The sequence below is a fragment of the Jeotgalicoccus meleagridis genome (genome assembly GCF_903994045.1).
Classification (GTDB): domain Bacteria; phylum Bacillota; class Bacilli; order Staphylococcales; family Salinicoccaceae; genus Jeotgalicoccus; species Jeotgalicoccus meleagridis.
This window is the reverse complement of record NZ_CAJEWD010000009.1, coordinates 39,329-60,242: the sequence shown is the minus strand read 5'-3', so window position 1 is coordinate 60,242 and position 20,914 is coordinate 39,329. Positions and strand designations below refer to the sequence as shown.

General features: G+C 35.0%; 22 protein-coding genes and 9 tRNA genes. 9 read left to right on the top strand and 22 right to left on the bottom strand.

The annotated features are described in order from the left end of the window. Window position 1: 1 nt before the first annotated feature. The 3 genes from menH to JEOSCH030_RS10645 are packed head-to-tail and all read right to left on the bottom strand — an operon-like array spanning window position 2 to window position 3,795. The gene (gene menH / locus JEOSCH030_RS10655; protein ID WP_185126627.1) at window positions 2-781 is read right to left on the bottom strand and encodes a 2-succinyl-6-hydroxy-2,4-cyclohexadiene-1-carboxylate synthase; all 780 of its coding nucleotides are present in this window, start codon (window positions 779-781) and stop codon (window positions 2-4) included. Next, window positions 771-2,438, bottom strand: a complete 1,668-nt coding sequence (gene menD / locus JEOSCH030_RS10650) for a 2-succinyl-5-enolpyruvyl-6-hydroxy-3-cyclohexene-1-carboxylic-acid synthase (protein ID WP_185126626.1) — start codon at window positions 2,436-2,438, stop codon at window positions 771-773. The genes menH and menD overlap by 11 nt, the downstream gene beginning before the upstream one ends. After that, window positions 2,401-3,795 carry an isochorismate synthase gene (locus tag JEOSCH030_RS10645; RefSeq protein WP_185126625.1) on the bottom strand — a complete coding sequence of 465 codons (1,395 nt, stop codon included), beginning with the start codon at window positions 3,793-3,795 and terminating at the stop codon, window positions 2,401-2,403. The genes menD and JEOSCH030_RS10645 overlap by 38 nt, the downstream gene beginning before the upstream one ends. Before the next feature lie 113 nt (window positions 3,796-3,908). On the opposite strand from JEOSCH030_RS10645, the gene JEOSCH030_RS10640 reads away from it, so the two are divergent. Continuing rightward, the gene (locus JEOSCH030_RS10640) at window positions 3,909-4,829 is read left to right on the top strand and encodes a 1,4-dihydroxy-2-naphthoate polyprenyltransferase (protein ID WP_185126648.1); all 921 of its coding nucleotides are present in this window, start codon (window positions 3,909-3,911) and stop codon (window positions 4,827-4,829) included. Window positions 4,830-4,907: 78 nt separating this feature from the next. Next, on the top strand, window positions 4,908-5,504 hold the full coding sequence (locus tag JEOSCH030_RS10635) for a DUF5067 domain-containing protein (RefSeq protein ID WP_185126624.1): 597 nt from the start codon (window positions 4,908-4,910) through the stop codon (window positions 5,502-5,504). A 41-nt stretch (window positions 5,505-5,545) separates the two neighbouring features. On the opposite strand, the gene JEOSCH030_RS10630 is transcribed toward JEOSCH030_RS10635, so the two are convergent. Beyond that, window positions 5,546-6,013, bottom strand: coding sequence for a hypothetical protein (locus JEOSCH030_RS10630; RefSeq protein WP_185126623.1), 468 nt, complete (start codon window positions 6,011-6,013; stop codon window positions 5,546-5,548). 266 nt (window positions 6,014-6,279) lie between these two features. Here JEOSCH030_RS10630 and JEOSCH030_RS10625 point away from each other — a divergent pair, with 266 nt between their 5' ends. Then, window positions 6,280-7,041: a MerR family transcriptional regulator gene (locus tag JEOSCH030_RS10625; protein WP_185126622.1), complete on the top strand. Its 762-nt coding sequence runs from the start codon at window positions 6,280-6,282 to the stop codon at window positions 7,039-7,041. 3 nt (window positions 7,042-7,044) lie between these two features. Here JEOSCH030_RS10625 and JEOSCH030_RS10620 read toward each other — a convergent pair whose 3' ends face one another. The 8 genes from JEOSCH030_RS10620 to JEOSCH030_RS10585 form a co-directional block, all read right to left on the bottom strand. After that, complete coding sequence (locus tag JEOSCH030_RS10620) at window positions 7,045-7,896, bottom strand: fructosamine kinase family protein (RefSeq protein WP_185126621.1); 852 nt, start codon at window positions 7,894-7,896, stop codon at window positions 7,045-7,047. 140 nt (window positions 7,897-8,036) lie between these two features. After that, a tRNA-Ser gene (locus tag JEOSCH030_RS10615) sits at window positions 8,037-8,124 on the bottom strand. Between the two features lie 37 nt (window positions 8,125-8,161). Beyond that, a tRNA-Glu gene (locus tag JEOSCH030_RS10610) sits at window positions 8,162-8,233 on the bottom strand. Between the two features lie 9 nt (window positions 8,234-8,242). Next, window positions 8,243-8,317 (bottom strand) — tRNA-Asn (locus JEOSCH030_RS10605). Between the two features lie 11 nt (window positions 8,318-8,328). Then, a tRNA-Gly gene (locus JEOSCH030_RS10600) sits at window positions 8,329-8,399 on the bottom strand. A 7-nt stretch (window positions 8,400-8,406) separates the two neighbouring features. Beyond that, window positions 8,407-8,479 (bottom strand) — tRNA-Phe (locus tag JEOSCH030_RS10595). Between the two features lie 7 nt (window positions 8,480-8,486). Next, window positions 8,487-8,562 (bottom strand) — tRNA-Asp (locus JEOSCH030_RS10590). A gap of 24 nt (window positions 8,563-8,586) precedes the next feature. After that, a tRNA-Met gene (locus tag JEOSCH030_RS10585) sits at window positions 8,587-8,658 on the bottom strand. A 210-nt stretch (window positions 8,659-8,868) separates the two neighbouring features. On the opposite strand from JEOSCH030_RS10585, the gene JEOSCH030_RS10580 reads away from it, so the two are divergent. Next, on the top strand, window positions 8,869-9,435 hold the full coding sequence (locus JEOSCH030_RS10580; protein ID WP_185126620.1) for a thermonuclease family protein: 567 nt from the start codon (window positions 8,869-8,871) through the stop codon (window positions 9,433-9,435). A gap of 30 nt (window positions 9,436-9,465) precedes the next feature. Here JEOSCH030_RS10580 and JEOSCH030_RS10575 read toward each other — a convergent pair whose 3' ends face one another. Continuing rightward, window positions 9,466-9,786 carry a winged helix-turn-helix transcriptional regulator gene (locus JEOSCH030_RS10575; RefSeq protein ID WP_185126619.1) on the bottom strand — a complete coding sequence of 107 codons (321 nt, stop codon included), beginning with the start codon at window positions 9,784-9,786 and terminating at the stop codon, window positions 9,466-9,468. Window positions 9,787-9,914: 128 nt separating this feature from the next. Here JEOSCH030_RS10575 and JEOSCH030_RS10570 point away from each other — a divergent pair, with 128 nt between their 5' ends. Continuing rightward, window positions 9,915-10,778, top strand: coding sequence for a VOC family protein (locus JEOSCH030_RS10570; protein ID WP_185126618.1), 864 nt, complete (start codon window positions 9,915-9,917; stop codon window positions 10,776-10,778). A gap of 265 nt (window positions 10,779-11,043) precedes the next feature. Further along, on the top strand, window positions 11,044-12,102 hold the full coding sequence (locus JEOSCH030_RS10565; RefSeq protein WP_185126617.1) for a C45 family autoproteolytic acyltransferase/hydolase: 1,059 nt from the start codon (window positions 11,044-11,046) through the stop codon (window positions 12,100-12,102). A gap of 178 nt (window positions 12,103-12,280) precedes the next feature. Here JEOSCH030_RS10565 and JEOSCH030_RS10560 read toward each other — a convergent pair whose 3' ends face one another. Both JEOSCH030_RS10560 and JEOSCH030_RS10555 read right to left on the bottom strand, forming a co-directional pair. Then, window positions 12,281-13,006: a deoxynucleoside kinase gene (locus tag JEOSCH030_RS10560; RefSeq protein ID WP_185126616.1), complete on the bottom strand. Its 726-nt coding sequence runs from the start codon at window positions 13,004-13,006 to the stop codon at window positions 12,281-12,283. Window positions 13,007-13,144: 138 nt separating this feature from the next. Further along, complete coding sequence (locus tag JEOSCH030_RS10555) at window positions 13,145-13,405, bottom strand: hypothetical protein (RefSeq protein ID WP_185126615.1); 261 nt, start codon at window positions 13,403-13,405, stop codon at window positions 13,145-13,147. A 242-nt stretch (window positions 13,406-13,647) separates the two neighbouring features. Between JEOSCH030_RS10555 and amaP the strand changes: the two genes are divergently transcribed. After that, a complete protein-coding gene (gene amaP / locus JEOSCH030_RS10550) occupies window positions 13,648-14,187 on the top strand; it encodes an alkaline shock response membrane anchor protein AmaP (protein ID WP_185126614.1) in 540 nt (179 codons plus the stop codon). Between the two features lie 234 nt (window positions 14,188-14,421). Beyond that, entirely contained in the window at window positions 14,422-14,889 is a 468-nt protein-coding gene (locus tag JEOSCH030_RS10545; protein ID WP_407929477.1) for an Asp23/Gls24 family envelope stress response protein, read from the top strand. A gap of 215 nt (window positions 14,890-15,104) precedes the next feature. On the opposite strand, the gene JEOSCH030_RS10540 is transcribed toward JEOSCH030_RS10545, so the two are convergent. The 3 genes from JEOSCH030_RS10540 to JEOSCH030_RS10530 form a co-directional block, all read right to left on the bottom strand. Further along, window positions 15,105-15,192 (bottom strand) — tRNA-Ser (locus JEOSCH030_RS10540). A gap of 1 nt (window position 15,193) precedes the next feature. Beyond that, window positions 15,194-15,268 (bottom strand) — tRNA-Asn (locus JEOSCH030_RS10535). Between the two features lie 120 nt (window positions 15,269-15,388). Next, entirely contained in the window at window positions 15,389-15,997 is a 609-nt protein-coding gene (locus JEOSCH030_RS10530; protein ID WP_185126612.1) for a competence protein ComK, read from the bottom strand. A 191-nt stretch (window positions 15,998-16,188) separates the two neighbouring features. Here JEOSCH030_RS10530 and JEOSCH030_RS10525 point away from each other — a divergent pair, with 191 nt between their 5' ends. Continuing rightward, a complete protein-coding gene (locus JEOSCH030_RS10525) occupies window positions 16,189-16,386 on the top strand; it encodes an IDEAL domain-containing protein (protein ID WP_185126611.1) in 198 nt (65 codons plus the stop codon). Between the two features lie 60 nt (window positions 16,387-16,446). Here the strand turns inward: JEOSCH030_RS10525 and JEOSCH030_RS10520 are convergent, their stop codons facing one another. From JEOSCH030_RS10520 to hemE, 4 genes are read right to left on the bottom strand one after another with little or no spacing between them, the layout of a single operon-like run. Further along, a complete protein-coding gene (locus JEOSCH030_RS10520; protein WP_185126610.1) occupies window positions 16,447-17,439 on the bottom strand; it encodes a lipoate--protein ligase in 993 nt (330 codons plus the stop codon). Window positions 17,440-17,495: 56 nt separating this feature from the next. Beyond that, complete coding sequence (hemY, locus tag JEOSCH030_RS10515; RefSeq protein ID WP_185126609.1) at window positions 17,496-18,881, bottom strand: protoporphyrinogen oxidase; 1,386 nt, start codon at window positions 18,879-18,881, stop codon at window positions 17,496-17,498. Between the two features lie 25 nt (window positions 18,882-18,906). Beyond that, the gene (hemH, locus tag JEOSCH030_RS10510) at window positions 18,907-19,821 is read right to left on the bottom strand and encodes a ferrochelatase (protein WP_185126608.1); all 915 of its coding nucleotides are present in this window, start codon (window positions 19,819-19,821) and stop codon (window positions 18,907-18,909) included. Between the two features lie 4 nt (window positions 19,822-19,825). Continuing rightward, window positions 19,826-20,851, bottom strand: a complete 1,026-nt coding sequence (gene hemE, locus JEOSCH030_RS10505) for a uroporphyrinogen decarboxylase (protein ID WP_185126607.1) — start codon at window positions 20,849-20,851, stop codon at window positions 19,826-19,828. Window positions 20,852-20,914: the final 63 nt, after the last annotated feature.

Sequence of the window (20,914 nt, the reverse complement as noted above, 5' to 3'; positions counted from 1 at the left end):
CCTATTTTAACCTTTTACGTATTAGTTCTATGAACAGTTTAAAATTTTCTAAGTGAATGTTGTGCCCACAAGATTCCACTATTATCAGTGTAGCACCTTTCATTCTTTCTGACATACTTCTAGCAATATCCACAAATTTTTGATCTTTCTCACCAACGATTATATAGACTGGAAAATCAAGCTCAGTTAGCCTTGACCAATAAGATGGCTGTACGGATGTACCGTACTTTAAAAGACTATCTGCAGCTTCATGTGCATCTTGAGACAAGCGTTCTTCTGACTGTCTTTTAAAAGCGACTGGATCTAGTGCTTTTTGACTTTTGAATAACGGGAGGTCTTCCCATTCTTTAATAAAGCTTGGATAATCTGAAATCATACTATCGTGACGTTTTATATCTATTTTATAACGTTCATTTCTCTGATCTTTATCTTCTAGTCCCGGAGAAGCACTTTCTAAATAAAGCGCAGAGACACAGGCCTTGTGTTCAAGTGAAAAAGCCAAGGCTGTACGACCACCCATTGAATATCCAAGTACATCAACACGCTCGATATCCAATTGAACTAAAATATCCTTTAGTCCATATGTGACATCTTTCATATTGTAGTCATGACCGACGCTTTTACTCGCACCAAATCCCGGTAAGTCAACTAAGATAATATTTCTTAAATCACTTAGGTGTTTTGCCATAGCTAACATACTTTTATGTGATTGTAAGAAACCATGTAAGAGCATTAAAGTTTTACTGTGGCCATTTTCGATGAATTTGTAATTAAGCTCCAAAGTTCTGTACCACTTTTTTTAGTTCCGCTTTTAATTGGTTATGACTCTCTAAGTTATGTTCTCTGTCTGTCATAATTTCAATCATATTGCGTCCCTTAGCATTGAGCATCTTTTCTTGTACTTGGTCGACTGAATCCAAACGGACATAGTTATAATCATAAAGACGCGCGGCGTGTTCAAAATTTAAATCTAAAGGTGTGCCAAACAGGCGTTCAAAATGCGGTTTATGAGCATACTGTGGAAGATATGAAAAGATATTACCTCCATTGTTATTAAAAACAATGATTGTAAAATCTATATTTTCTAGCTTAGCTAAAAGTAAGCTATTCAAATCATGGTTCATCGATACATCACCGATTAACATAGTGACTGGGTTCGAAGTTGCTAGTCCTAAAGCACTTGAAACTACACCGTCTATACCGTTTGCACCACGGTTAGCGAAGACATCGTGCTCTACCCTCGTATCATAACGTTCAAAGTCTCTAATCGGCATGCTCGACGATAAGAAGAAAGTTCTGTCTTCATGAGTATTATGAATAATCTCATAGACATGCCGACCTTCATCTTTAAAAGAGTCAATATTATGATCGATGTATGCTGCTATTTTATTAGACAGACTTGTAAACCAAGATTTTAAGGAGTTTTCGTTCGACGTCTCTACCAATTTACTTAAGATTTCAGTAATTGTACCTGTATAAACCTGATCCGGTGTCTTAGGAAAAGGTTTAATATCTTGGAATTCAGAAATTAGTATTTGTGGAAGTTTAGTTTTCTTTAAAAATCCATTGGTTAATTTAGAGGTTACTGGTTCACCAATTCTAATAATAAAATCTGCCTGTGTATCAATATATTCTTCTTGAGACTCTTCTAGACTAGAAAATATCAGGTCGTGATTAACGATGCTACCCTTGAGCTTAGTTCTAATATTTTGTCTCGGATCACAAATAACCGTTAAGTTGTCGTGACTTAAGAGTTCTGTTAAGTCGCTTAAATCCTCAGCTGTTTCACCAATAATAACTAAACCTTGCCCTTGTAATCGCTCTATATTTCTAGGAATGACCAAGGGTGGTTCTATATTCTTCTCTTCTCTATTAAATAAGTCCACAGCATCAACGTCCGGCATGATAGGTTCTCTAATTGGAATATTAAAGTGTACTGGACCTAAATTAATGCCAGTGAAAAATTGACTTGCTTGCATCACTTTATCGTCGATAAGTGATATCGCACTCTCATGTTCATCCGCTATAGGCAGTTCAGTTTGATAACGCACGAAGTTTCGAAACATACCATTTTGTTCAATTGCTTGAGGAGCACCAACATTTTTAAGTTCTTGTGGGCGGTCAGAAGTCAGTACAATTAAAGGAATATGACTGAGTCCCGCTTCACTGACTGCTGGTGTGTAATTGGCAGCTGCGGTTCCTGACGTACATAAAATTCCAACAGCTTGACGAGATTTTTTTGACAGGCCAATTGCAAAATACCCTGCCCCTCTTTCATCTGGATGAATATATGTTTTAATGCCTTCATGTAACTCTGCTGCAATTGCAAGCGGCGTTGAACGAGAACCAGGACTAATCACCAATTCCTTCATGCCGTAAGCATGTAATGTATCAATCAGACTAAATGTCTGAGCTGTCAGAGCTCTTGTATAACTCATTTGTAGTCGCCTCCAGGACGTTTAACATCGGTGTGAATTTTACCTCTGTTTCCATAAATTCTTCTTCTGGGTCTGAACCTTTGACTATGCCACAACCTGCAAATAAAGTCGCACTTTTAGCAGCGATTAACATAGACCTTAGACCAACAGCAAATTCACATTCAATATCTTCGTGAATAATACCTAAAGGTGCAGCATATAGCCCTCTAGTGCCATACTCACGTTCTTTAATATATTCACTCGCTTTTTCTTTTGGAAGTCCACCAACTGCTGGTGTCGGATGAATCTGTTTGAGTATAGAAAATTCATCAGCATCTTCTTTCAGCATGGCTTGAATTGGTGTATATAAGTGATAAATATAGCGATTTTCTAATAGCTGCGGTATCTTTTTATAATTTAAACCTTGTGAAAATGGCGCAATATCACTAATGATAGAATCCCTAACAACCTTATGCTCAAACAGATTCTTGTCATCATTTAAAAGAAAATCCTTATGCGCTTCATTTTGCACTTGATCATCTAGTCTTTGTATAGATCCTGCAATAGCATTGGTTGTTAACTCACTATCTTTGATTGAAAACAATTTTTCTGGTGTTTTCGACACAAAGGTCGAATTGCCTTTTTCATAGTAGATTGTGTAAGTATCCATTTCATCTTTTAATCTGCGGATTAAATACAAGCGTTTTGCTCTTGATTCAAACAAAATTAATTTTTGTCTAGCTAAAACAACTTTTTTGAAATCTTGATCTAAATTTTCTACTGCTTCTTGAACCAACTTTTTCCATTCATTAGGAAAGATATCACGTTTGGATTTAACGACTGGTTTGTCTCTTTCGTAGAGCTCTTCAGTTTCAATCTCAGCTAATACACCAGAAATTTCTTCTATTAACTCTTCCAGTACTAACCCTTTAATCGGTCTCGTTAAGAACAATTCTTGATTTTTTAAATCAAACTGCCACTCTGGTAAATGGAATTCAACCATTTTAAAATCATTCCACTCATCCGTTGATGATTTATCATCAAAAAGGGTTCCACCAAATAAACTCAACTTAGACTTCAAATTTTTACTTAAAGCCTCTTGTTGAATTTTATTAAATAAAGCCGCTTTACTATCCTCAACTGCCTTAGGAACGAAACGATCTCTCCATATACTGTCTATATAGTTAATCCCAATCACATTATATGTATTATCTTTAGACTTGAACCAATAGCGTGAGCCTTTGGATTCTTTGAAATAAGTAAATATTTTCTCTTCATCAATTTGATATTCATCTATAGGCAGGTGTAAAGTAATATACTCTTTATCTACATCTAAATTGATATGCTCTATAAAATATCGAGAAGATTCTAAGCTCATGAGTCACACTACTTTCATCATAATTAACTACATTTTATCATTTTTTCTCTACTGTGTGTATCGACAACAATTAAATATGATAAAATTAGTCACATCATCTTTAAAAGGAGTTTATCATGCAAGAAGCAAAAGTACATACGGGTATCAAGAAATATATTATGCTGACCCGTCCTCATACATTAACAGCAAGCTTTGTTCCAGTATTTATTGGGACTGCCAGTGTCATGCTTTTTTCTGACATCAGATGGGGAATGTTTTTCCTAATGTTAATCGCTACTCTACTCATTCAATCAGCCACCAACATGTTTAATGAGTACTACGATTATAAGCGCGGCTTAGACTCACACGAATCCGTAGGTATTGCAGGTGCTATTGTGAGAAATGGAATGAGTCCTAAATTAGTGCTCAGTATTGCCCTTACCTTTTACGGAATCGCAGCAGTGCTTGGATTGATTATCACTTTTAATTCATCCTTTTGGATTTTAGTAGTTGGTGCAGTATCAATGGCTGTCGGTTATCTCTACACAGGTGGACCAGTTCCGATTTCTTGGACCCCATTTGGAGAAATTTTTGCTGGTTTCTTTATGGGCACAGTAATTATCATGATTACTTTTTACATCCATACAGGTAACTTACAAACCTTTCCTTTACTGATGTCTATTCCACCAGCGATTACAATCGGTCTGTTGAATATGGCAAACAATATTCGAGACCGTAAAAAAGACAAGGTAAGTGGTCGTAAAACTTATGTTATCTTAGTCGGCAAACCTTTAGCGATTGCCACAGCTGCAGGGCTCTTGTTATTTGCTTATCTCTTTTTAATCTACATGGCATTTTTCAATAGTATGGGATCTGTTTTCTTACTCATTCCCTTATTATCTGCACCTTTAGCACTTAAAACGATACTATTGATGAAAAAAGGTGATACGCCAGTAGAGTTGATTCCTGCCATGGCTTCAATGGGGAAATTAAATACTATCATGGGTCTATTACTAACAATCGGCTTGATTATTTACGGTTTAACTGGAATATAATTTCATTACAAAATTGTATTTTTTCAAATCTTCTATATAATTAATTGTGTATTCAAACAAATTATAGGGGGATTTGTAATGGACTTTAAAAGACCACTACTACTTGGAGGACTTGCATTAACACTTCTTTTAGCAGCTTGTGGAGAAAGCCAAAGCGAGGATTCTAGTGCATCAAACGAAGACACAGAAGAAACAACTGAGAGCAGTTTATCATATAGTGGATTAAGTGGAGATTACACGTTTAACAATTTCACTGTAGTTGAAGTCCCTTCAGTTGATGAAGAAGGCAATGACACTACAGTACCTGCCGTTTTAGTTGAATTTGATTTTGAGAACACTTCAGATTCAGCTGCTACACCTAGCGAAGCCTTTAGTCTAGATCTAGCAGTTAGACAAGTCAGTGACGCTGGTGATGCACCAACAGATAACCTAACAGCAGATCTTGAAGATGGCAGTGATTACGATGAAGGTAAAAAAGCTGCGGATGAATTAGTTGAAGCTGGTGAATCAGCTACTGCAGTAGTTGTCTATGGACCTTTAGATCCAGAGACTGAAACTCACCTACAGGCTCGAGAAAATCCGATGGAAGAAGTTGAACCATTAGATGAAACACTTGATCTAGACTTCTCTAATGTCGAAAGTGAATCAAGTACAGAAGAAGATTCTGAAGAATAGAAAAAAGTAGACAGAGAATATCCTCTGTCTACTTTTTTGATTTATGATGATTTTGTCAAAATAAATTTAGTACCTTCTGCTTCATAAGTCAACTCTCCACCTTCCATATCAAGGCGCACTGACATTACCGTATGTGGTTTATTATTAAAGTCTCGATAATTAATTCTAATCCGAGAATTCATCGTTTGATCTGGCTGCATGTAGAGCTTCAATAAGACAACATCATTTTCATCTTCTTCTTTAATATAATGATATTTAATCGTAAAATCATAACCTTTCACATACACTCTTTCAATATGAAATGGGTTATTTTTTTTATTCTCGATACGAAACATCATATATTTACCACGGTTATCTTCTTCCCATTGAACCTTATCGATCATCAACAAAGGCTGAGTTGTCATAATTTCTGATCGCCTTCTTGCAGATATCATTAACAAAGTAACAATAATGGCAATAAAGACCACTGTTAACACTAAAATATTTAACCATACCAATAATGGATCCATCTACTTCGACTTCCCTTAACTAATGTATTACTATAATTTTATCATTAAATATAAAAGATAAAAAACAATAAGAAACAAAAACAAGACAAGGAGCGAATATTTTGATCGACATATTAAGTGGCATTGGTCTCGCTTTTATCATTTTTCTTATAATTGGAATCAGTATTTTTATATCAGTTAAACCAAAAAAATAAAAAACTTTAAAAAAGTATTTGACCTTAACCTTAGGTCAACCTTTAACATTGGTTTTGTCAGGAGGTAGTAAAATGGAATATACGATCAGCCAATTAGGAGAAATATCTGGTGTCACCAACCGCACATTACGTTACTATGACCAAATTGATCTATTAAAGCCTAAGAAAATTAACGAGTCTGGTTATAGATTTTACGGTGAAACAGAAATTGATCTGCTGCAACAAATTCTATTTTACCGTGAATTAGAGCTCAGCTTAGAAGAGATTAAGAAGATAATAAATGACGACAACTTTGATCAGGAAAAAGCCTTATCACACCACTATATTTCCTTAATGGAAAAACGCAACCATCTTGACAAAATCATTGCAACTGTGGAGAAAACACTTGCAAATCATAAAGGAGAAATAAATATGTCAAATCACGAAAAATTTGAAGCTTTCAAAGAACAACAAATCGAGAAAAATGAAGAGAGATATGGCCAAGAGATTAGGGAAAAATATGGTGAAGAGACAGTAAGAGAGAGCAATAAACAGTTTAAAAACATGTCAGAAAGTGACTATCAAGAGTTTCAATCACTTGAACAAGAAATTATCGACCACTTAATTAAACTCACTCCAAGTAAAGACCCTTCAACAGAAGAGGCACAGGAGTTAGCTGCCATGCACAAAGAGTGGTTATCATTCACTTGGCCAAATTACTCTCCAGAAGCACATGCTGGATTAGTAGAAATGTACGTCGCAGACGAACGATTTAAATCTTACTACGATAAGCATGTAGAAAATGGTGCAGAGTTTTTAAAAGAAGCAGTCTTAATTTATACAGGTATGAAGTAAAACTTAGGCTAAAATGTCCTTCATCACTTCATCTACGCTTCTTTTATAGGAATTACCAAATTTCGCAAGATGAACGAGTAAAAGATAGAATTTGTAAAATTTAATTCTATCCCAAGCGCCATTTGTTAAAGGATACACTGCATCATACGCGTGATAAAAATCATTTGTAAATCCACCGAAAACGGTCGTTGCTCCTAAATCGAATTCCCTATCTCCATAAAATGGTGAGGGATCGAACAGGACTGGTTGACCGTTTTCGTCATACATATAATTTCCTGCCCATAAGTCTCCATGTAAAAATGAAGGCTTGCTATCGTGTTGACTAAGAGTGTCTACAATGACCTGGCGCACTTCTTTATAAAGTTCTAGGTCTGAACTTGTCCAATATCCCCTATCAACGACTAAATTTGCTAAAACATCTAGGCGATTAGTAACGAATAAATCTATCCATGAATCGGTCCACGAATTATCAAAAGTCATATCGCCACCTTCATGTCTATAATCGTAACCAAACTCACCATCCTTTTGATGGTCCAAATGCATTTTGGCTACCATTTGACCAAGTGCTTCTTGACCACCGCTCCCTTCTTGAATGAAAGATAGAAGTAAATAAGCATCCCCATTGATCTCTCCACTATCGATTACTCTAGGCGCATTAACACCAATTTCTTCAAAATGTTTTAAGCCACTAATTTCTGCATCATAAAATTCTCGGCTCTTAGATGGCTGCACTAGTAAAAAGTAAGTATTCTCCACAGCATCTACTTTATAAGCATCATTTACATCCCCACCCGCCATAGGTGTCACTTCTTGAATACCTTCTAAAGGTAGTTGTTCTATCCAATTTTTATCCATGTTTTCACTTCCTTTTATCTATAAAAAAACTAGCTATACACAATATAACTAGCTTTTAAGTATCTATATTAATTTTAGCATATTAAATAATAATTCAAAAAAAATCCCCATAAGCCTAAAGGCTTACAGAGATTTTCTGACGGACAGTGAGGGATTTGAACCCTCGAAACGGGGTTGCCGTTTACACGCGTTCCAGGCGTGCGCCTTCAGCCGCTCGGCCAACTGTCCAGATAAAAAAACAGAAGTGCGGTTACACTTCTGAATATGACCCGTACGGGACTCGAACCCGTGTTACCGCCGTGAAAGGGCGGTGTCTTAACCGCTTGACCAACGGGCCAAAATAAAATGGCTCCACAGGTAGGATTCGAACCTACGACCGATCGGTTAACAGCCGATAGCTCTACCACTGAGCTACTGTGGAATATTAAAATAAGCGGGTAGACGGGATCGAACCGACAACATCAGCTTGGAAGGCTGAGGTTATACCATTTAACTATACCCGCATCAAGATGGTTCAGGACGGAATCGAACCGCCGACACTGTGAGCTTCAATCACATGCTCTACCAACTGAGCTACTGAACCTAAAGAATGGCGGTCCCGACGGGAATCGAACCCGCGATCTCCTGCGTGACAGGCAGGCATGTTAACCGCTACACCACGGGACCTTATGTAAAGACAAACATTATAAATTGCGGGAGAAGGATTCGAACCTCCGACCTCCGGGTTATGAGCCCGACGAGCTACCACTGCTCCATCCCGCGCTAATATTATTTAACATATATTTAATGTCTGTTTATAATAATATACGTTCTTAAGAATTATTTCAAGCCTTTTTAACATTTTCTTATATCAAATTTACACTTTCTTAGTCATATAGCGAGTTAGCACGCTGATCTTGAAATTTATATTTGTAGAAAGCATGAAAGAACTATAAAATTATGATTAAGCACTTAACATAGGAAGGATACGTTATGGCAAATAATAATCAACGTCCAAATAACAAATTAATTCGCCCAAGGCATTTAAAGAAACTTGGTATTCCAGGTATGATTGTCATTCTCTTACTATTTGTAGGTGTAACTGTATATAATGATAATTTTGCCGATAATAACAGCGAAGAAACCTCAACAAATGACGATAATGTCGTCACTGTCAGTCAACATATCGACGGAGATACAACTAAATTTAACTATCAAGGAGAAAGCCACAGTTTCAGATATCTCATCATCAATACACCAGAAATTGGCCGTGATGGTGAAGCTGATGAACCTTACGCAAAAGAAGCTTTCGAGCGTACACAAGAATTGTTAGATTCTGCAGACGAAATTACTGTAGAATTCGATGAGGAAAAAACTGATCACTACGATCGTTACTTAGCCTATGTCTATGCTGATGGTGAAATGGTCAATGAAACATTAGTTAGAGAAGGCTTAGCAACTGTTGATTATGTACATCCACCAAACGATAAATATGAAGACTTACTCCGAGATGCTGAAGAAGAAGCAAAAAGTAATCAAGTCGGTGTCTGGTCAAAATAAAAGGTAGGCGATTCCGCCTACCTTTTTTTACTATTTAGTTGGTGCTTCTACCCAATCTTGTGACCAAGCTTCAATATCTCTCAACACTGGTTCTAGTGATAATCCCTTATCAGTTAAAGTGTATTTAATTACTACAGGCGTTTCAGGAATTACTTCTCTAATAATTAACCCTTCCTGCTCCATCATTTTTAGTCTATCTGATAGAACTTTACCACTGACGCCAGTTGCAGATTGAATTTCTCCAAAACGAGAATTTCCATCTAGCATTTGATAGATCAATAAAGCAGTCCATCTTTGGCTTAAAATATTCACTGCTTTTTCAAAGCGAGGACATATTTCTGTTTGAGCCATATACATCACTCCTCAATAAGTAATAATATCATAATACACTATCTAGTAAAAGTAAAATATATTACTTGACTATATCTGGTTATCATAGTAAACTCACTTACATAAAGTTACTATATGGAGGAAGAACAATGTCATTTCATCAAGAACCTGCTGTATATGCAGATCTAGTTTCACTAAATGTTAAAAATTTAAAGAACTCTATTGAGTTTTATACAAAGGTCATTGGTTTTAAAGTCGTTAACGAAACTGAACAAGAGGCTAATTTAAGTGCAGATGGTAAAACAACTATCTTACAGTTAAGAAAAGCAGATCATGATAGAACGAATAATCGTTATACAGGACTTTATCACCTTGCCCTACTTCTACCGAGTCGAGAGGATTTAGCATTGATTACTATGCATTTAGCTAGCAATCGTGTGCCTTTAGGTTCTGCAGATCATCATGTTTCTGAGGCTTTATATCTAGAGGATATCGATGGTAATGGAATAGAAATATATGTAGATAGAGATGCAGATAAGTGGATTTGGAATGGTTCAAATGTACACATGGTCACAGAGCGTCTGGATGCTGAAGATTTATTAAAAGATCAGCCTGATCCGAAAGACTTTACAGGTTTACCAGCAGATACTATTATGGGACATGTTCATTTACACGTAAATAATATCGAAGAAGCAGAAAAATTCTATATTGATGGTCTTGGTTTCCAAGTCGTTAGTAAATTTTCTGATCAAGCCCTATTCATGTCTACTGAAAGCTATCATCACCATGTTGCTGCTAATGTTTGGAATGGTACATCAGCAAGTTCACCTAAAGATGGTACTGTTGGTTTAAACTATTATCGTCTTGTTTTCCCAAATAAAGAGATACTTGATCAAACTGTTTTAAGGCTCAATGAGCTTTCATATGAAACAAAAGATATGGGTGCTTATATAGAAGTAATTGATCCGGCAGGTAATCATATTCACCTTGTGTCACAAAACGCTCAAAATTAATTGATAATTTTTCTCAATTAGCCTTGACTCAGGAACAGATAAGATTTATATTAGTAATTGAAAATGATTATCAATTAAACATTAATAGGCCCCCTCTTATTAATTCTATATAAATCATTTTCAGCTACTTAAAATCTATTATTCGCACATTTAGTGACACCGTACTCTTGACCCAGAGTACGGTGTCTTTTTGTCTAAGCAAATAGTTACTGGTTATTCTGTAAAGATAATACAATAGATATGATTGAAAATTGAGGTGTAATTAATGGATTATATAAGTGATGTTTTACAATTTCGTGGCAGTCATTATGATTTTGGCTTCTATCAGGGAGAAAAATTACGCTATTCCCCTACTTTAGAAAATCGACAACGCCTCTTTAAAAAAAGAGAGCATAGGCATTTTCAAACAGATAAATCTCTGACTATGGATCATCTATCTGCCTTATCTCCCAAACTAATAGATGAAATTCAGGGTTTAAGTGATGCGCTTAAAATGCCGCTTGATGATGCTTATAAATACTTTGGTGGCTATTATTTAGAACAAGTGAGAAGTGGCTGTTCTATTTATACAAATGAAGATTTTTTCATACGAAATTATGACAGTCATCCTCGAAGTTATGAAGGACGTTTCATTTTCTATCAACCTAATGATGGTGGATATGCTCACATGGGGCCAGCGATGCAGATTACTGGAAGAATTGATGGTATGAACGAACACGGTCTGACAATTGGTTACAATTTTACTCATACTAAAAAATCAGGCGATGGCTTTTTGTGTAATATGATTGCTCGCATTGTTTTAGAGTCGTGTAAAAATGTAGAAGAAGCAATTGCTTTACTAGAAGATATCTCGCACCGTCATTCATTTTCTTATGTCGTGCAGGATAAAAAAGGGAAATCTTATGTTATTGAAGCTTCTCCAAGAACAGTCATTCACCGCCAGTCAAGTGTATGTACTAATCATTTCCACGTCTTAGAAGAAGAGAATCGTTATCGCCAAGAAGAAACGAAAGAACGTGAATCTAATATCCTCACCTATCAAGCGACCTCACCTAATGCTTATGATGCCTTTAAAATAATGAATCAGTATGAAAAAGGTATAGCGTCCCACAAATACAGTGCCTCAGCTGGTACAATTCACACATCGATGTACATGCCTAAAGAACTCAATACCGTATTCTCTTTAGGGACAGATCGATTACCAGTAGTTTTTAACTTCAAAGAATGGTTAGAAGGTAAAGATTTAGCAATCACCAAAATTAAAGGTAGTTTAGAATCAACAATCCCATTTGCAAATACAGAAAAAAATAAAATAGTAAATTAGTGATTTTTGATAAACGATAAATGCATAGTTCGTTAATTATAAATTGAATAAAAATATAGCCCATCTATTCATCAGAATAAATGAGCTTTTCAAATTTTTAAGTATAAAATTATTATATTCAACTAAATTTTAGTGACATCAGATTACCAAATTAAGAAGCATCCACCATTTAGTTAAATTATTGTTCTTCTAACTCTTCAGGATGGACAAAGCCACGATCATTTTTTAAAGTATCTTCAATGCCCATCAGTACTTCTTTTACATGATCAGGATTATAAATATCCATCTCATCAATATTAATCGTATAAATTGGAGAAATATTCTTTTTCATATATTCTGTTTTAAACTCATTCTCATAAAGATGGTATAAATCTTTATAGTAATCATACAAACCAGGATTACCTTCGATTTGCTCATAATCTCGTCCACGTCTTCTCACTCGACGAATCACTTCTTCAAAAGAACCATGAACAAGCACCATTAAATCTGGAGATTTTTTAAATAAGACCTGTTGTTTATATAGGTCATTTAACTCCTCCATCATGTTTTCATGTAATTCTAAATAAGTGTCATATTCTTCTCTATCCATGGAACCATTTTCAAATTGTAGTCGTGCAAAAATCATTGCATCTTCATAAATCGAACGATCCAACACAGAGTTTGGATGGGCCATGGCACTTTTAATCGCTCTAAATCTGTGATTTAAAAAGAATATTTGTAAGTGGAAGCTATAGCGTTCAGGGTCTTCATAATATTTTGCTAAAAAAGGATTTCCATCAACTTTTTCTTCTAAAAGATCAACACCAAAATGCTTGGCAATCACCTTACCCCATTCCGTTTTTCCTGCACCAATCGTTCCTGCTAATGTAATCAAGTAGCCATCACCTTTTCTATTTTTACTCATTATCTTCACCATTTTTTCATTTCATCAAATAACCTTTATAAGGATACCATGCTACCTATAAGTATTCTATAGATAAATTTTGACATGATAAGATAAAAAAGATGCGCTGAAATTTATGTTTCCAGCGCATCTTACTTTTTATATTTGATTGAGTGGCAATTGAGATTCCCAATCAACTTTATGTTCTTCTATATAATTTAATAGTAAATCTTCAGTTTTAAAAATAATATCTTCTCTCTTAGAATTCTCTATTGATTCAATAGTTAAACGATAACCAAATAATGGACGCTTAACAATTGTATATGACCAACGCATTGTCGAAAATTCGACTGTTAAATGATCTTTGGACGATACTAACTCCCAAGAATTCGATGTCACAGCTTTTATAATGTTTTCCAACGCCCTTCACCTCTTCTATTATTATACAGAGATATAAAAAGCTGAATATAGTTTTGTTATAAAATGTAAATCAATCTATAACGGAAAATCGCTCAATAGTGATAAATACAAAAGTATAAATCAAAAACTTAATAAGTAACTAAACATTTTGATTGAATATAACATTTCCCACCCTAATACTTTTGCTTAACTTTTTATTTCACGGGTATATATATTAGCTTGATTAAGAGAGGGGTGAGTCAATGAAAAGAGTATTTTCTTTTCTCTTCGGACTGTTATTACTAATATTTCTAATTTACTATGCAGCAACACTAGCACCCTATGAGCGCATCAAGACTTGGCTTGAACAAGTTCAGTCATTCAATGAGTTTACATTAATTCATTACATCGTTCTCGCTGTACTATTGATAATCTCTATCTTCTTTATACTGTGGGCTTTCAGACCATCAGACAAAAGACATAAACTCGCTTGGGCAACAACAAATGGCGAATTAGTAATTTCACGAAAAGCAATCGATTCATATATAGAGAAAACTGTGAATCAATTTGAAAACGTGAGAATCGTGTCTATAGACACTACACTAAAAGAGAGAAATAACAAACGAACTATCGATTCTGTCGTTAAAGTTTTATGGGCTCCAAGCGATGATGTTCCAGAGTACTCAGTCGAAGATATTAATTCAAAAATTCAAAGTAAGCTCGAAGAATTTACAAATGCCAACGTAGAAAACGTGAAGCTTATAGTCACTGATCAAGAGAAGACTGAAAAGAGAGTGATCTAAAGGGGTGAATTAATTTGAGATTTGATTATTTTAAAATGTATCCATTCACAACGCTATTATTAATCTGTGCGTTTATCTTTTTCACATTGATCTTTATTGTAGGAATCTATAAATTTGCACTGATTATAGTGTTAAGTTTAATTTTCGGATTTATCGAGTATTTAATAGACCGTAGCCAAGTTTTAAAAAAATAAATTATTGGAGGAATATTAATGTCAAACTATAATGAAAAAAATAATTTTAATGACAAGAACGTCAAAGAGCAGTATAACGAAAAAAACAGGTGTCAACGAAGTATCGAAAGATCAAAAACAAAACTTCCATGATACTTTATCATTTGATGATGAAGTTATCGAAAAAATTGCAGGTATTGCAACTCGTGAAGTTAAAGGTGTACTTGATATGAAAGGCGGCATTGGTTCAGGTTTAACTGACCGTTTCTCTGACAAAGAAAATGTTACTAAAGGTGTTTCTGCAGAAGTTGGAGAAAAACAAGCTGCTATTGATTTGAAAGTTATTTTAGAATATGGCGAAAGTGCGCCTAAAGTCTTCAACAAAGTTAAAGAAGTTGTTAAAGAACAAATTAAATTTATGACAGGCTTAAATGTTGTTGAAGTGAATGTGCATGTTGAAGATGTAATGACTGAAAAAGAGTACAGACAAGCTAACAAATCTAACGAAAACAATGACAGAGTAGAATAAGTAAAAAAAGAATAATTTTTTAGGAGATATGGCTTTGTTCATATCTCTTTTTTTCTTATCTTTTAGATAATTTGTCAACGAATATTAACAGTTAGATTGACATTATATTGACAGGTCTAGTCCTTTTTTGTCACTTTTATAGTTTTTAAAGAAAAGTTAAACCCCATCATATCAACGTTTAACGATGATATGATGGGGTTTAAAAAGTATCAGTACGGAGATGGAGAGATTCGAACTCTCGCGCCGCTTTCGCGACCTACACCCTTAGCAGGGGCGCCTCTTCAGCCACTTGAGTACATCTCCATGGCTCCACAGGTAGGACTCGAACCTACGACCGATCGGTTAACAGCCGATAGCTCTACCACTGAGCTACTGTGGAATATTATGTAGCTTTCAAACGAACAATATTTATTATAACAAGGACTATAAACATTATCAACAATAAATTAATAATAATTAATTTATATTTACAATTTTTATGTGAGTATTAACTTAGAATTCAAATTAATGAGTTTAACTCGTCTATTCCTCTCATATATTTTTTATATGCTGCTCGAGCTGCTTCATTAATATAGTTCACTTCATGACTTTCATCTGTCTGAAATTGTTCATAAGTAATCGTCTGATTATGACTCTTCTTATAGTACTTTTCTTTTTCTAAAGTGAATTTATAATATAACCTGACAGCATTTAAATATTGATTATTAAAAGATGAATATGAAATATCAACTTTTAATTCCTCATTATTTTCAAAAATAACTTTAGTCATTCCTCTATATTCATAGTATCTCTTAATATACTTAAGATTAAACCAACTATTCTCCATTACTCTATCGGAGTGTGTACAAAAATAAATATATGAAGCAAAGAGATCAACAATAATCGGATGCTTAGCTCGAATATCTGTTAAGCCTTTCGTCAAATCTTTTCGTGAAACATAGTTTTGAGAGTGATACTTACAATTATATTCAATAATCTTATTGGGACTCTTTAGACATAATATAGGATCACCATATAATTCTGCTATGGAACTTTCTACATAACGCCCATTTGGCTTAGCTACAATATACATCGTTTCATCATTCATAATATACTGTTGTCTAGTCATGTGGCCTCCAAATATTTTATTAAATAGAATATAACATAAATAAACATCTTTGTTAACTATATTTAGGGAAATGTTTGATAAGTAAATATTTATTATCAGATAATTAAGAAATACGATTCTCATTATCATTGACCTAATTGAGAATGAAGTGTATACTTTTATTTAAGAGTTATGGAGAGGGGTTTTGACATATGGGTAGAATAGTATATCCGACAAATCAATTAAGAGGATTCCTCAATACTATCAACGACTTATCCGCAGACCTAGTATTGCAAGAATCCATGCAAATCTTTAACAAAAAATTATATACAACTAAGATAGAAGAAGCGCTCCTTGCAAAGGACAAAGAGAAATTCATGAAATACACTAACTTACTCAAACAACTATAAGCATACATAAAGCGACTACTTAAGGTGATTCCTCAAGTAGTCGCTTTTTTTGTTTTCACTTTAGGAGATGAGATTTAAAAACTCTTCTCTTGTGATACGCCCTAGATAGTGACTGATATCTAAATCCTTTAAAGCGTGATCAATCGCTTGTCTATTATGCTCTACTCCAATTAATCTCTTCTCAATATCCACAACTTCTCCTACACCAAAAAAGTCTCCAAATATTTTAGCATGATTAATTCGACCTTGTTTAATTTCTAGGCGGATATCAAGTAAACCAGCATCATATTTGTAGGAATTATCGTAGTTGTATTTAGGATTTTTCCCATAATTCCAATCCCATGTTTGATACTTTTCTTTTGATAATTTATTGATTTTTTTCCAATCATCTTCGTTCAAGACATATTCTTCTACACTCTCAAGATCACCAAAGATATTTTTCAGTATTCTCTTTTTAAATTCTTCAATATCTATTTTATCCTGCAGATAGTCATTAATATTTCCAACTCTTGCACTGACAGATTTAACCCCTTTAGATTTAATCTTCTTAGGATTCACTTTTAAGGCGTTTTGAACTTCATTGATATCACTTTCTAACATCAATGTACCATGAGAGAACATACGTCCATTTTGCGTGAACATAGCGCTGCCAGATACTTTTTTACCATCTTCAAGTTCTATATCATTACGGCCAGATAATTCAGCATTGACCCCCATTTCTTTCAGTGCATCTACTATCGGTTGTGTAAAACGTTTAAAGTTATGAAAGCTATCACCATCATCTTCTGTTATAAAGCTAAAGTTTAAGTTACCTTCATCATGATAAACTGCCCCACCACCTGACACTCTACGAACAACTTTAATATCATTTTCTTCAATGTAAGGCACATTGATTTCTTCTATAGTATTTTGGTTTTTCCCAATGATAATCGATGGCTGGTTAACATAGAAGAGAAAGTAAGAGTCATCTGTTGGAATCTCTCTTAAGACATACTCCTCCATCGCTAGATTAATCATTGGATCTGTAATGTTATTATTTGAAATAAACTTCATCTCTACTCCCCCTGTTTAATATAAAAAGACCTGTTCCAATTATAACTGAAACAGGTCTAGAAATCTAATGACATATTTAAAATTTTATCTGCAGTGTCTTTTGCAGTTTGAACACAATCTGGTAAGCCAACTGCATAGTGTGAAGCACCGATTAAGTGAAGACCAGGATATGTTTCTCCTACATAATCTTGGATCTCATCAATCATGCGCTTATGTCCAACAAAATAGTTAGGCATAGAATTAGGTAATCTAGTCACAATGGAGAAATTCGGCTCTCCTTCAATATTCATTATCTGGTCTAAGTCTTTTCTAACGAGCCTAATGATATCTTCATCAGATTTTTCATGGACGATAAAATCACCAGGTCGTCCGACGTAAGCACGTAAGAGTGCCTTACCACTTGGAGTAGAATGCTTCCATTTCTTATTAGTCCAAGTACAGGCTGTAATGACTGTATCCATATTTCGACTGACGACAAAGCCTGTCCCATCGATTGAATTATTAACTTGTTCCTGATCAAAAGCCATCACTACTGTTGCAACACTTGTAGCTTCCATATGTTTAAAATACTCAAATTCCTTATCATCAAACCAGCGTTTATATTGGAAATGCGGCGTCGTTACAATGACTTCATCATAAACTTGGCTTTCACCATTAACCGTCACTCGATAACCATCATCTAACTTTTCTATATCAGTAACATCCGCTTGGAAGTTAATTTGTCCGCCCTTTTCTATATTCACTTCGACTAGTCGGTCAATAAAGGACTGAAGACCATCAGAAAATTGATAGAACTGTCCAACTTTCTTTTTAGGCGCTTGTGGTTTAAGGCTTCTTTCTATCGGTAAACCTTTCATCAAACTACCATAGTACTGTTCAGTCTTCTTAAAGTTCGGATAAGTAGACATTAAACTGAGTTGGTCAATATTGGTGCCGTATACACCCGACAATAGTGGTTCTATCATATTTTCTAAAACTTCATTACCAAAACGGTGTCTAAAGAATTCACCCACAGAAATATCTTTATACAATGGCATAGTATCTTTAAAGTACTCAAGACTGGCTTTTAACTTACCTGGCCAAGAGATGAGTTCTGTAGATAAGAGCGCTTTAAACTCCATTGGAACACCTAGCATGGTTCCCATTGGCACAGGAAACAGCTGATTCTTCGTATAGATATATGATTGGCCTGTCTCATTTCTAACTAAGGTATGACCGAGTCCGATTTCTTCGGCTAAATCGGTCATAATTTGTTTACGCGATAGATATGATTCGGGTCCAAGTTCAATCGTATATCCATCTTGGATATGTGTCTTGACCTTACCACCTGCTCTATCACTCTTCTCAAAAATATCTACTCGATAATCTTGATTACCTGTTAACAAATAATACATTGAAGACAAACCGGTAATACCTGCACCGATAATTGCGATATTTTTCATGAGTCACACACCTTTAAAAAACGAATTATAATTTCAGAAGCTCATTGACCATTGCTTGGATGAATCTGTCATCCGTATTTGGCATTGCTGGTCTGTGATACTCGGCACCCACTTCATCTGTTACAACTTTACATTCATAATCATTATCGTAAAGCACTTCTAAATGTTCACAAACAAAGCCCAATGGTAAATAAACAAAGTGTTCAAAATTATTTTCTTTATATAAATCACGCGTTAAATCTTGAACGTCTGGACCTAACCAAGGGTCTGGTGTATTTCCTTCAGACTGCCAACCAACAAAGTAATGCCCTTTATTAAATCGTGATTTCAAGAGATCTTTTGTTTCTACAAGTTGATCAGGGTAAGGATCATTATGTTCCTTAATTTTCTCAGGTAAGCTATGTGCACTTACAATGATAGCTGTTTTATCGTGTGCTTCTTCTGGAATTTCAGAAAACGTTTGCTCTAACGCATCTACCCAAAAATCAATAAACGGCATCTGTTCATAGAAGGAATCAACAGATTTAACAGTAATACCGTATTTGTCTGCTTCTTCTTTTGCTCTTTGATTATAAGAACCCACAGAGAAATTTGAATAATGTGGTGCTAATACTACTGTGTGAATTTCTTTGATACCCGTTTCATTGATTTCTTTCACACTATCTTCAATAAATGGATGGATGTGTTTTAAACCGATGAACAACTCAAACTCATCGTCTGATTGCTTGTTTAAACTATCAACGAGAGCTTTTGCCTGTCTTTCAGTTGTATCTGCTAAAGGAGAAATTCCTCCAATTGCTTCATAACGGTCTTTTAAGTCTTGAAGTGCTTCTTCACTTGGCTTTCTGCCGTGTCTTATATGTGTATAATATGGCTCAATATCCGATTCTTTATAAGGTGTTCCATATGCCATAACTAATAATGCTTTTTTCTCACTCATAATTTCACAGTCCTTTACTATATGTGTGTACTAATTCGGTTAATCGTTTTAAGACATCAGGGTCGACTTGTGGAAAGACGCCATGCCCAAGGTTAAAGATATGTCCGGTTCTCTGACCTTCTTCTACAATCTTTTTGGCACGTTCTTCAATCACAGACCAATCTGATAAAAGGATTGCTGGGTCAAGGTTTCCTTGAAGAGCCTTTGTGATACCTAACTCACGAGCTTCTGTTATAGACATTCTCCAGTCTAAACCTAAAACATCGCTGCCGAGCTTATCCCACTCTGTTGCAAGGTGACTCGCACCCACACCAAAGACAATTACTGGCACATTTTGTGCTTTTACAGCATTAATAATTCTCTTCATACCTGGAGCAAGGTAATGATTATAATCAGCCTTGTTCAATGCGCCACCCCATGAATCGAAAATTTGGATGACACTTGCACCTGCTTTAATTTGAGCAGTTAAATAAGTGATGCTTGTCTCGACTAATTTGTCCATGAGTTTAAACCAAAGTTCTGGTTGTGTGTACATCATTGTTTTTGTTCTGTGATAATTTTTAGAAGGTCCCCCTTCAATCATATAGCTTGCTACTGTAAAGGGTGCACCACAGAATCCGATTAAAGGTACATTTAGTTTTTCCTGAGTCAATATCTGTATTGCTTTATACACATAGTCCAGATCTTTAAATGGATCAAGTTCTCCAAGATTCTCGATATCGTTCAAAGTACGAACAGGATTATGTATAACTGGACCGACCCCTGACTTAATCTCGACATCAATTCCAATTGGTGCTAAAGGTGTAATGATATCTTTGTAAAGTACTGCAGCATCGACATTGTAATTATCGACTGGTGTCGCTGTCAGATAAGCCGTTAATTCTGGCTGCTTGGTAATTTCTATAAGAGAATATTTCTCTTTTACCTTATTATATTCCGGTTGAGAGCGGCCAACCTGTCTCATAAACCAAACTGGAGTATGTTCAGTTTTTTCGCCTCGTGCTGCTCTAATGAGTGTATCGTTAAACACGGAAGTACCCCCTAATATATTATATTTATACTTAATTTAGTTTAGCATATTCTTTAGAACAAT

What these genes read in the sequence shown, in the direction of transcription:
- menD (WP_185126626.1), bottom strand. Translation starts at nt 2,438, where the DNA reads ATGAGTTATACAAGAGCTCTGACAGCTCAGACATTTAGTCTGATTGAT.
- JEOSCH030_RS10645 (WP_185126625.1), bottom strand. Translation starts at nt 3,795, where the DNA reads ATGAGCTTAGAATCTTCTCGATATTTTATAGAGCATATCAATTTAGAT.
- JEOSCH030_RS10635 (WP_185126624.1), top strand. Translation starts at nt 4,908, where the DNA reads ATGGACTTTAAAAGACCACTACTACTTGGAGGACTTGCATTAACACTT.
- JEOSCH030_RS10630 (WP_185126623.1), bottom strand. Translation starts at nt 6,013, where the DNA reads ATGGATCCATTATTGGTATGGTTAAATATTTTAGTGTTAACAGTGGTC.
- JEOSCH030_RS10625 (WP_185126622.1), top strand. Translation starts at nt 6,280, where the DNA reads ATGGAATATACGATCAGCCAATTAGGAGAAATATCTGGTGTCACCAAC.
- JEOSCH030_RS10620 (WP_185126621.1), bottom strand. Translation starts at nt 7,896, where the DNA reads ATGGATAAAAATTGGATAGAACAACTACCTTTAGAAGGTATTCAAGAA.
- JEOSCH030_RS10580 (WP_185126620.1), top strand. Translation starts at nt 8,869, where the DNA reads ATGGCAAATAATAATCAACGTCCAAATAACAAATTAATTCGCCCAAGG.
- JEOSCH030_RS10575 (WP_185126619.1), bottom strand. Translation starts at nt 9,786, where the DNA reads ATGGCTCAAACAGAAATATGTCCTCGCTTTGAAAAAGCAGTGAATATT.
- JEOSCH030_RS10570 (WP_185126618.1), top strand. Translation starts at nt 9,915, where the DNA reads ATGTCATTTCATCAAGAACCTGCTGTATATGCAGATCTAGTTTCACTA.
- JEOSCH030_RS10565 (WP_185126617.1), top strand. Translation starts at nt 11,044, where the DNA reads ATGGATTATATAAGTGATGTTTTACAATTTCGTGGCAGTCATTATGAT.
- JEOSCH030_RS10560 (WP_185126616.1), bottom strand. Translation starts at nt 13,006, where the DNA reads ATGAGTAAAAATAGAAAAGGTGATGGCTACTTGATTACATTAGCAGGA.
- amaP (WP_185126614.1), top strand. Translation starts at nt 13,648, where the DNA reads ATGAAAAGAGTATTTTCTTTTCTCTTCGGACTGTTATTACTAATATTT.
- JEOSCH030_RS10530 (WP_185126612.1), bottom strand. Translation starts at nt 15,997, where the DNA reads ATGACTAGACAACAGTATATTATGAATGATGAAACGATGTATATTGTA.
- JEOSCH030_RS10525 (WP_185126611.1), top strand. Translation starts at nt 16,189, where the DNA reads ATGGGTAGAATAGTATATCCGACAAATCAATTAAGAGGATTCCTCAAT.
- JEOSCH030_RS10520 (WP_185126610.1), bottom strand. Translation starts at nt 17,439, where the DNA reads ATGAAGTTTATTTCAAATAATAACATTACAGATCCAATGATTAATCTA.
- hemY (WP_185126609.1), bottom strand. Translation starts at nt 18,881, where the DNA reads ATGAAAAATATCGCAATTATCGGTGCAGGTATTACCGGTTTGTCTTCA.
- hemH (WP_185126608.1), bottom strand. Translation starts at nt 19,821, where the DNA reads ATGAGTGAGAAAAAAGCATTATTAGTTATGGCATATGGAACACCTTAT.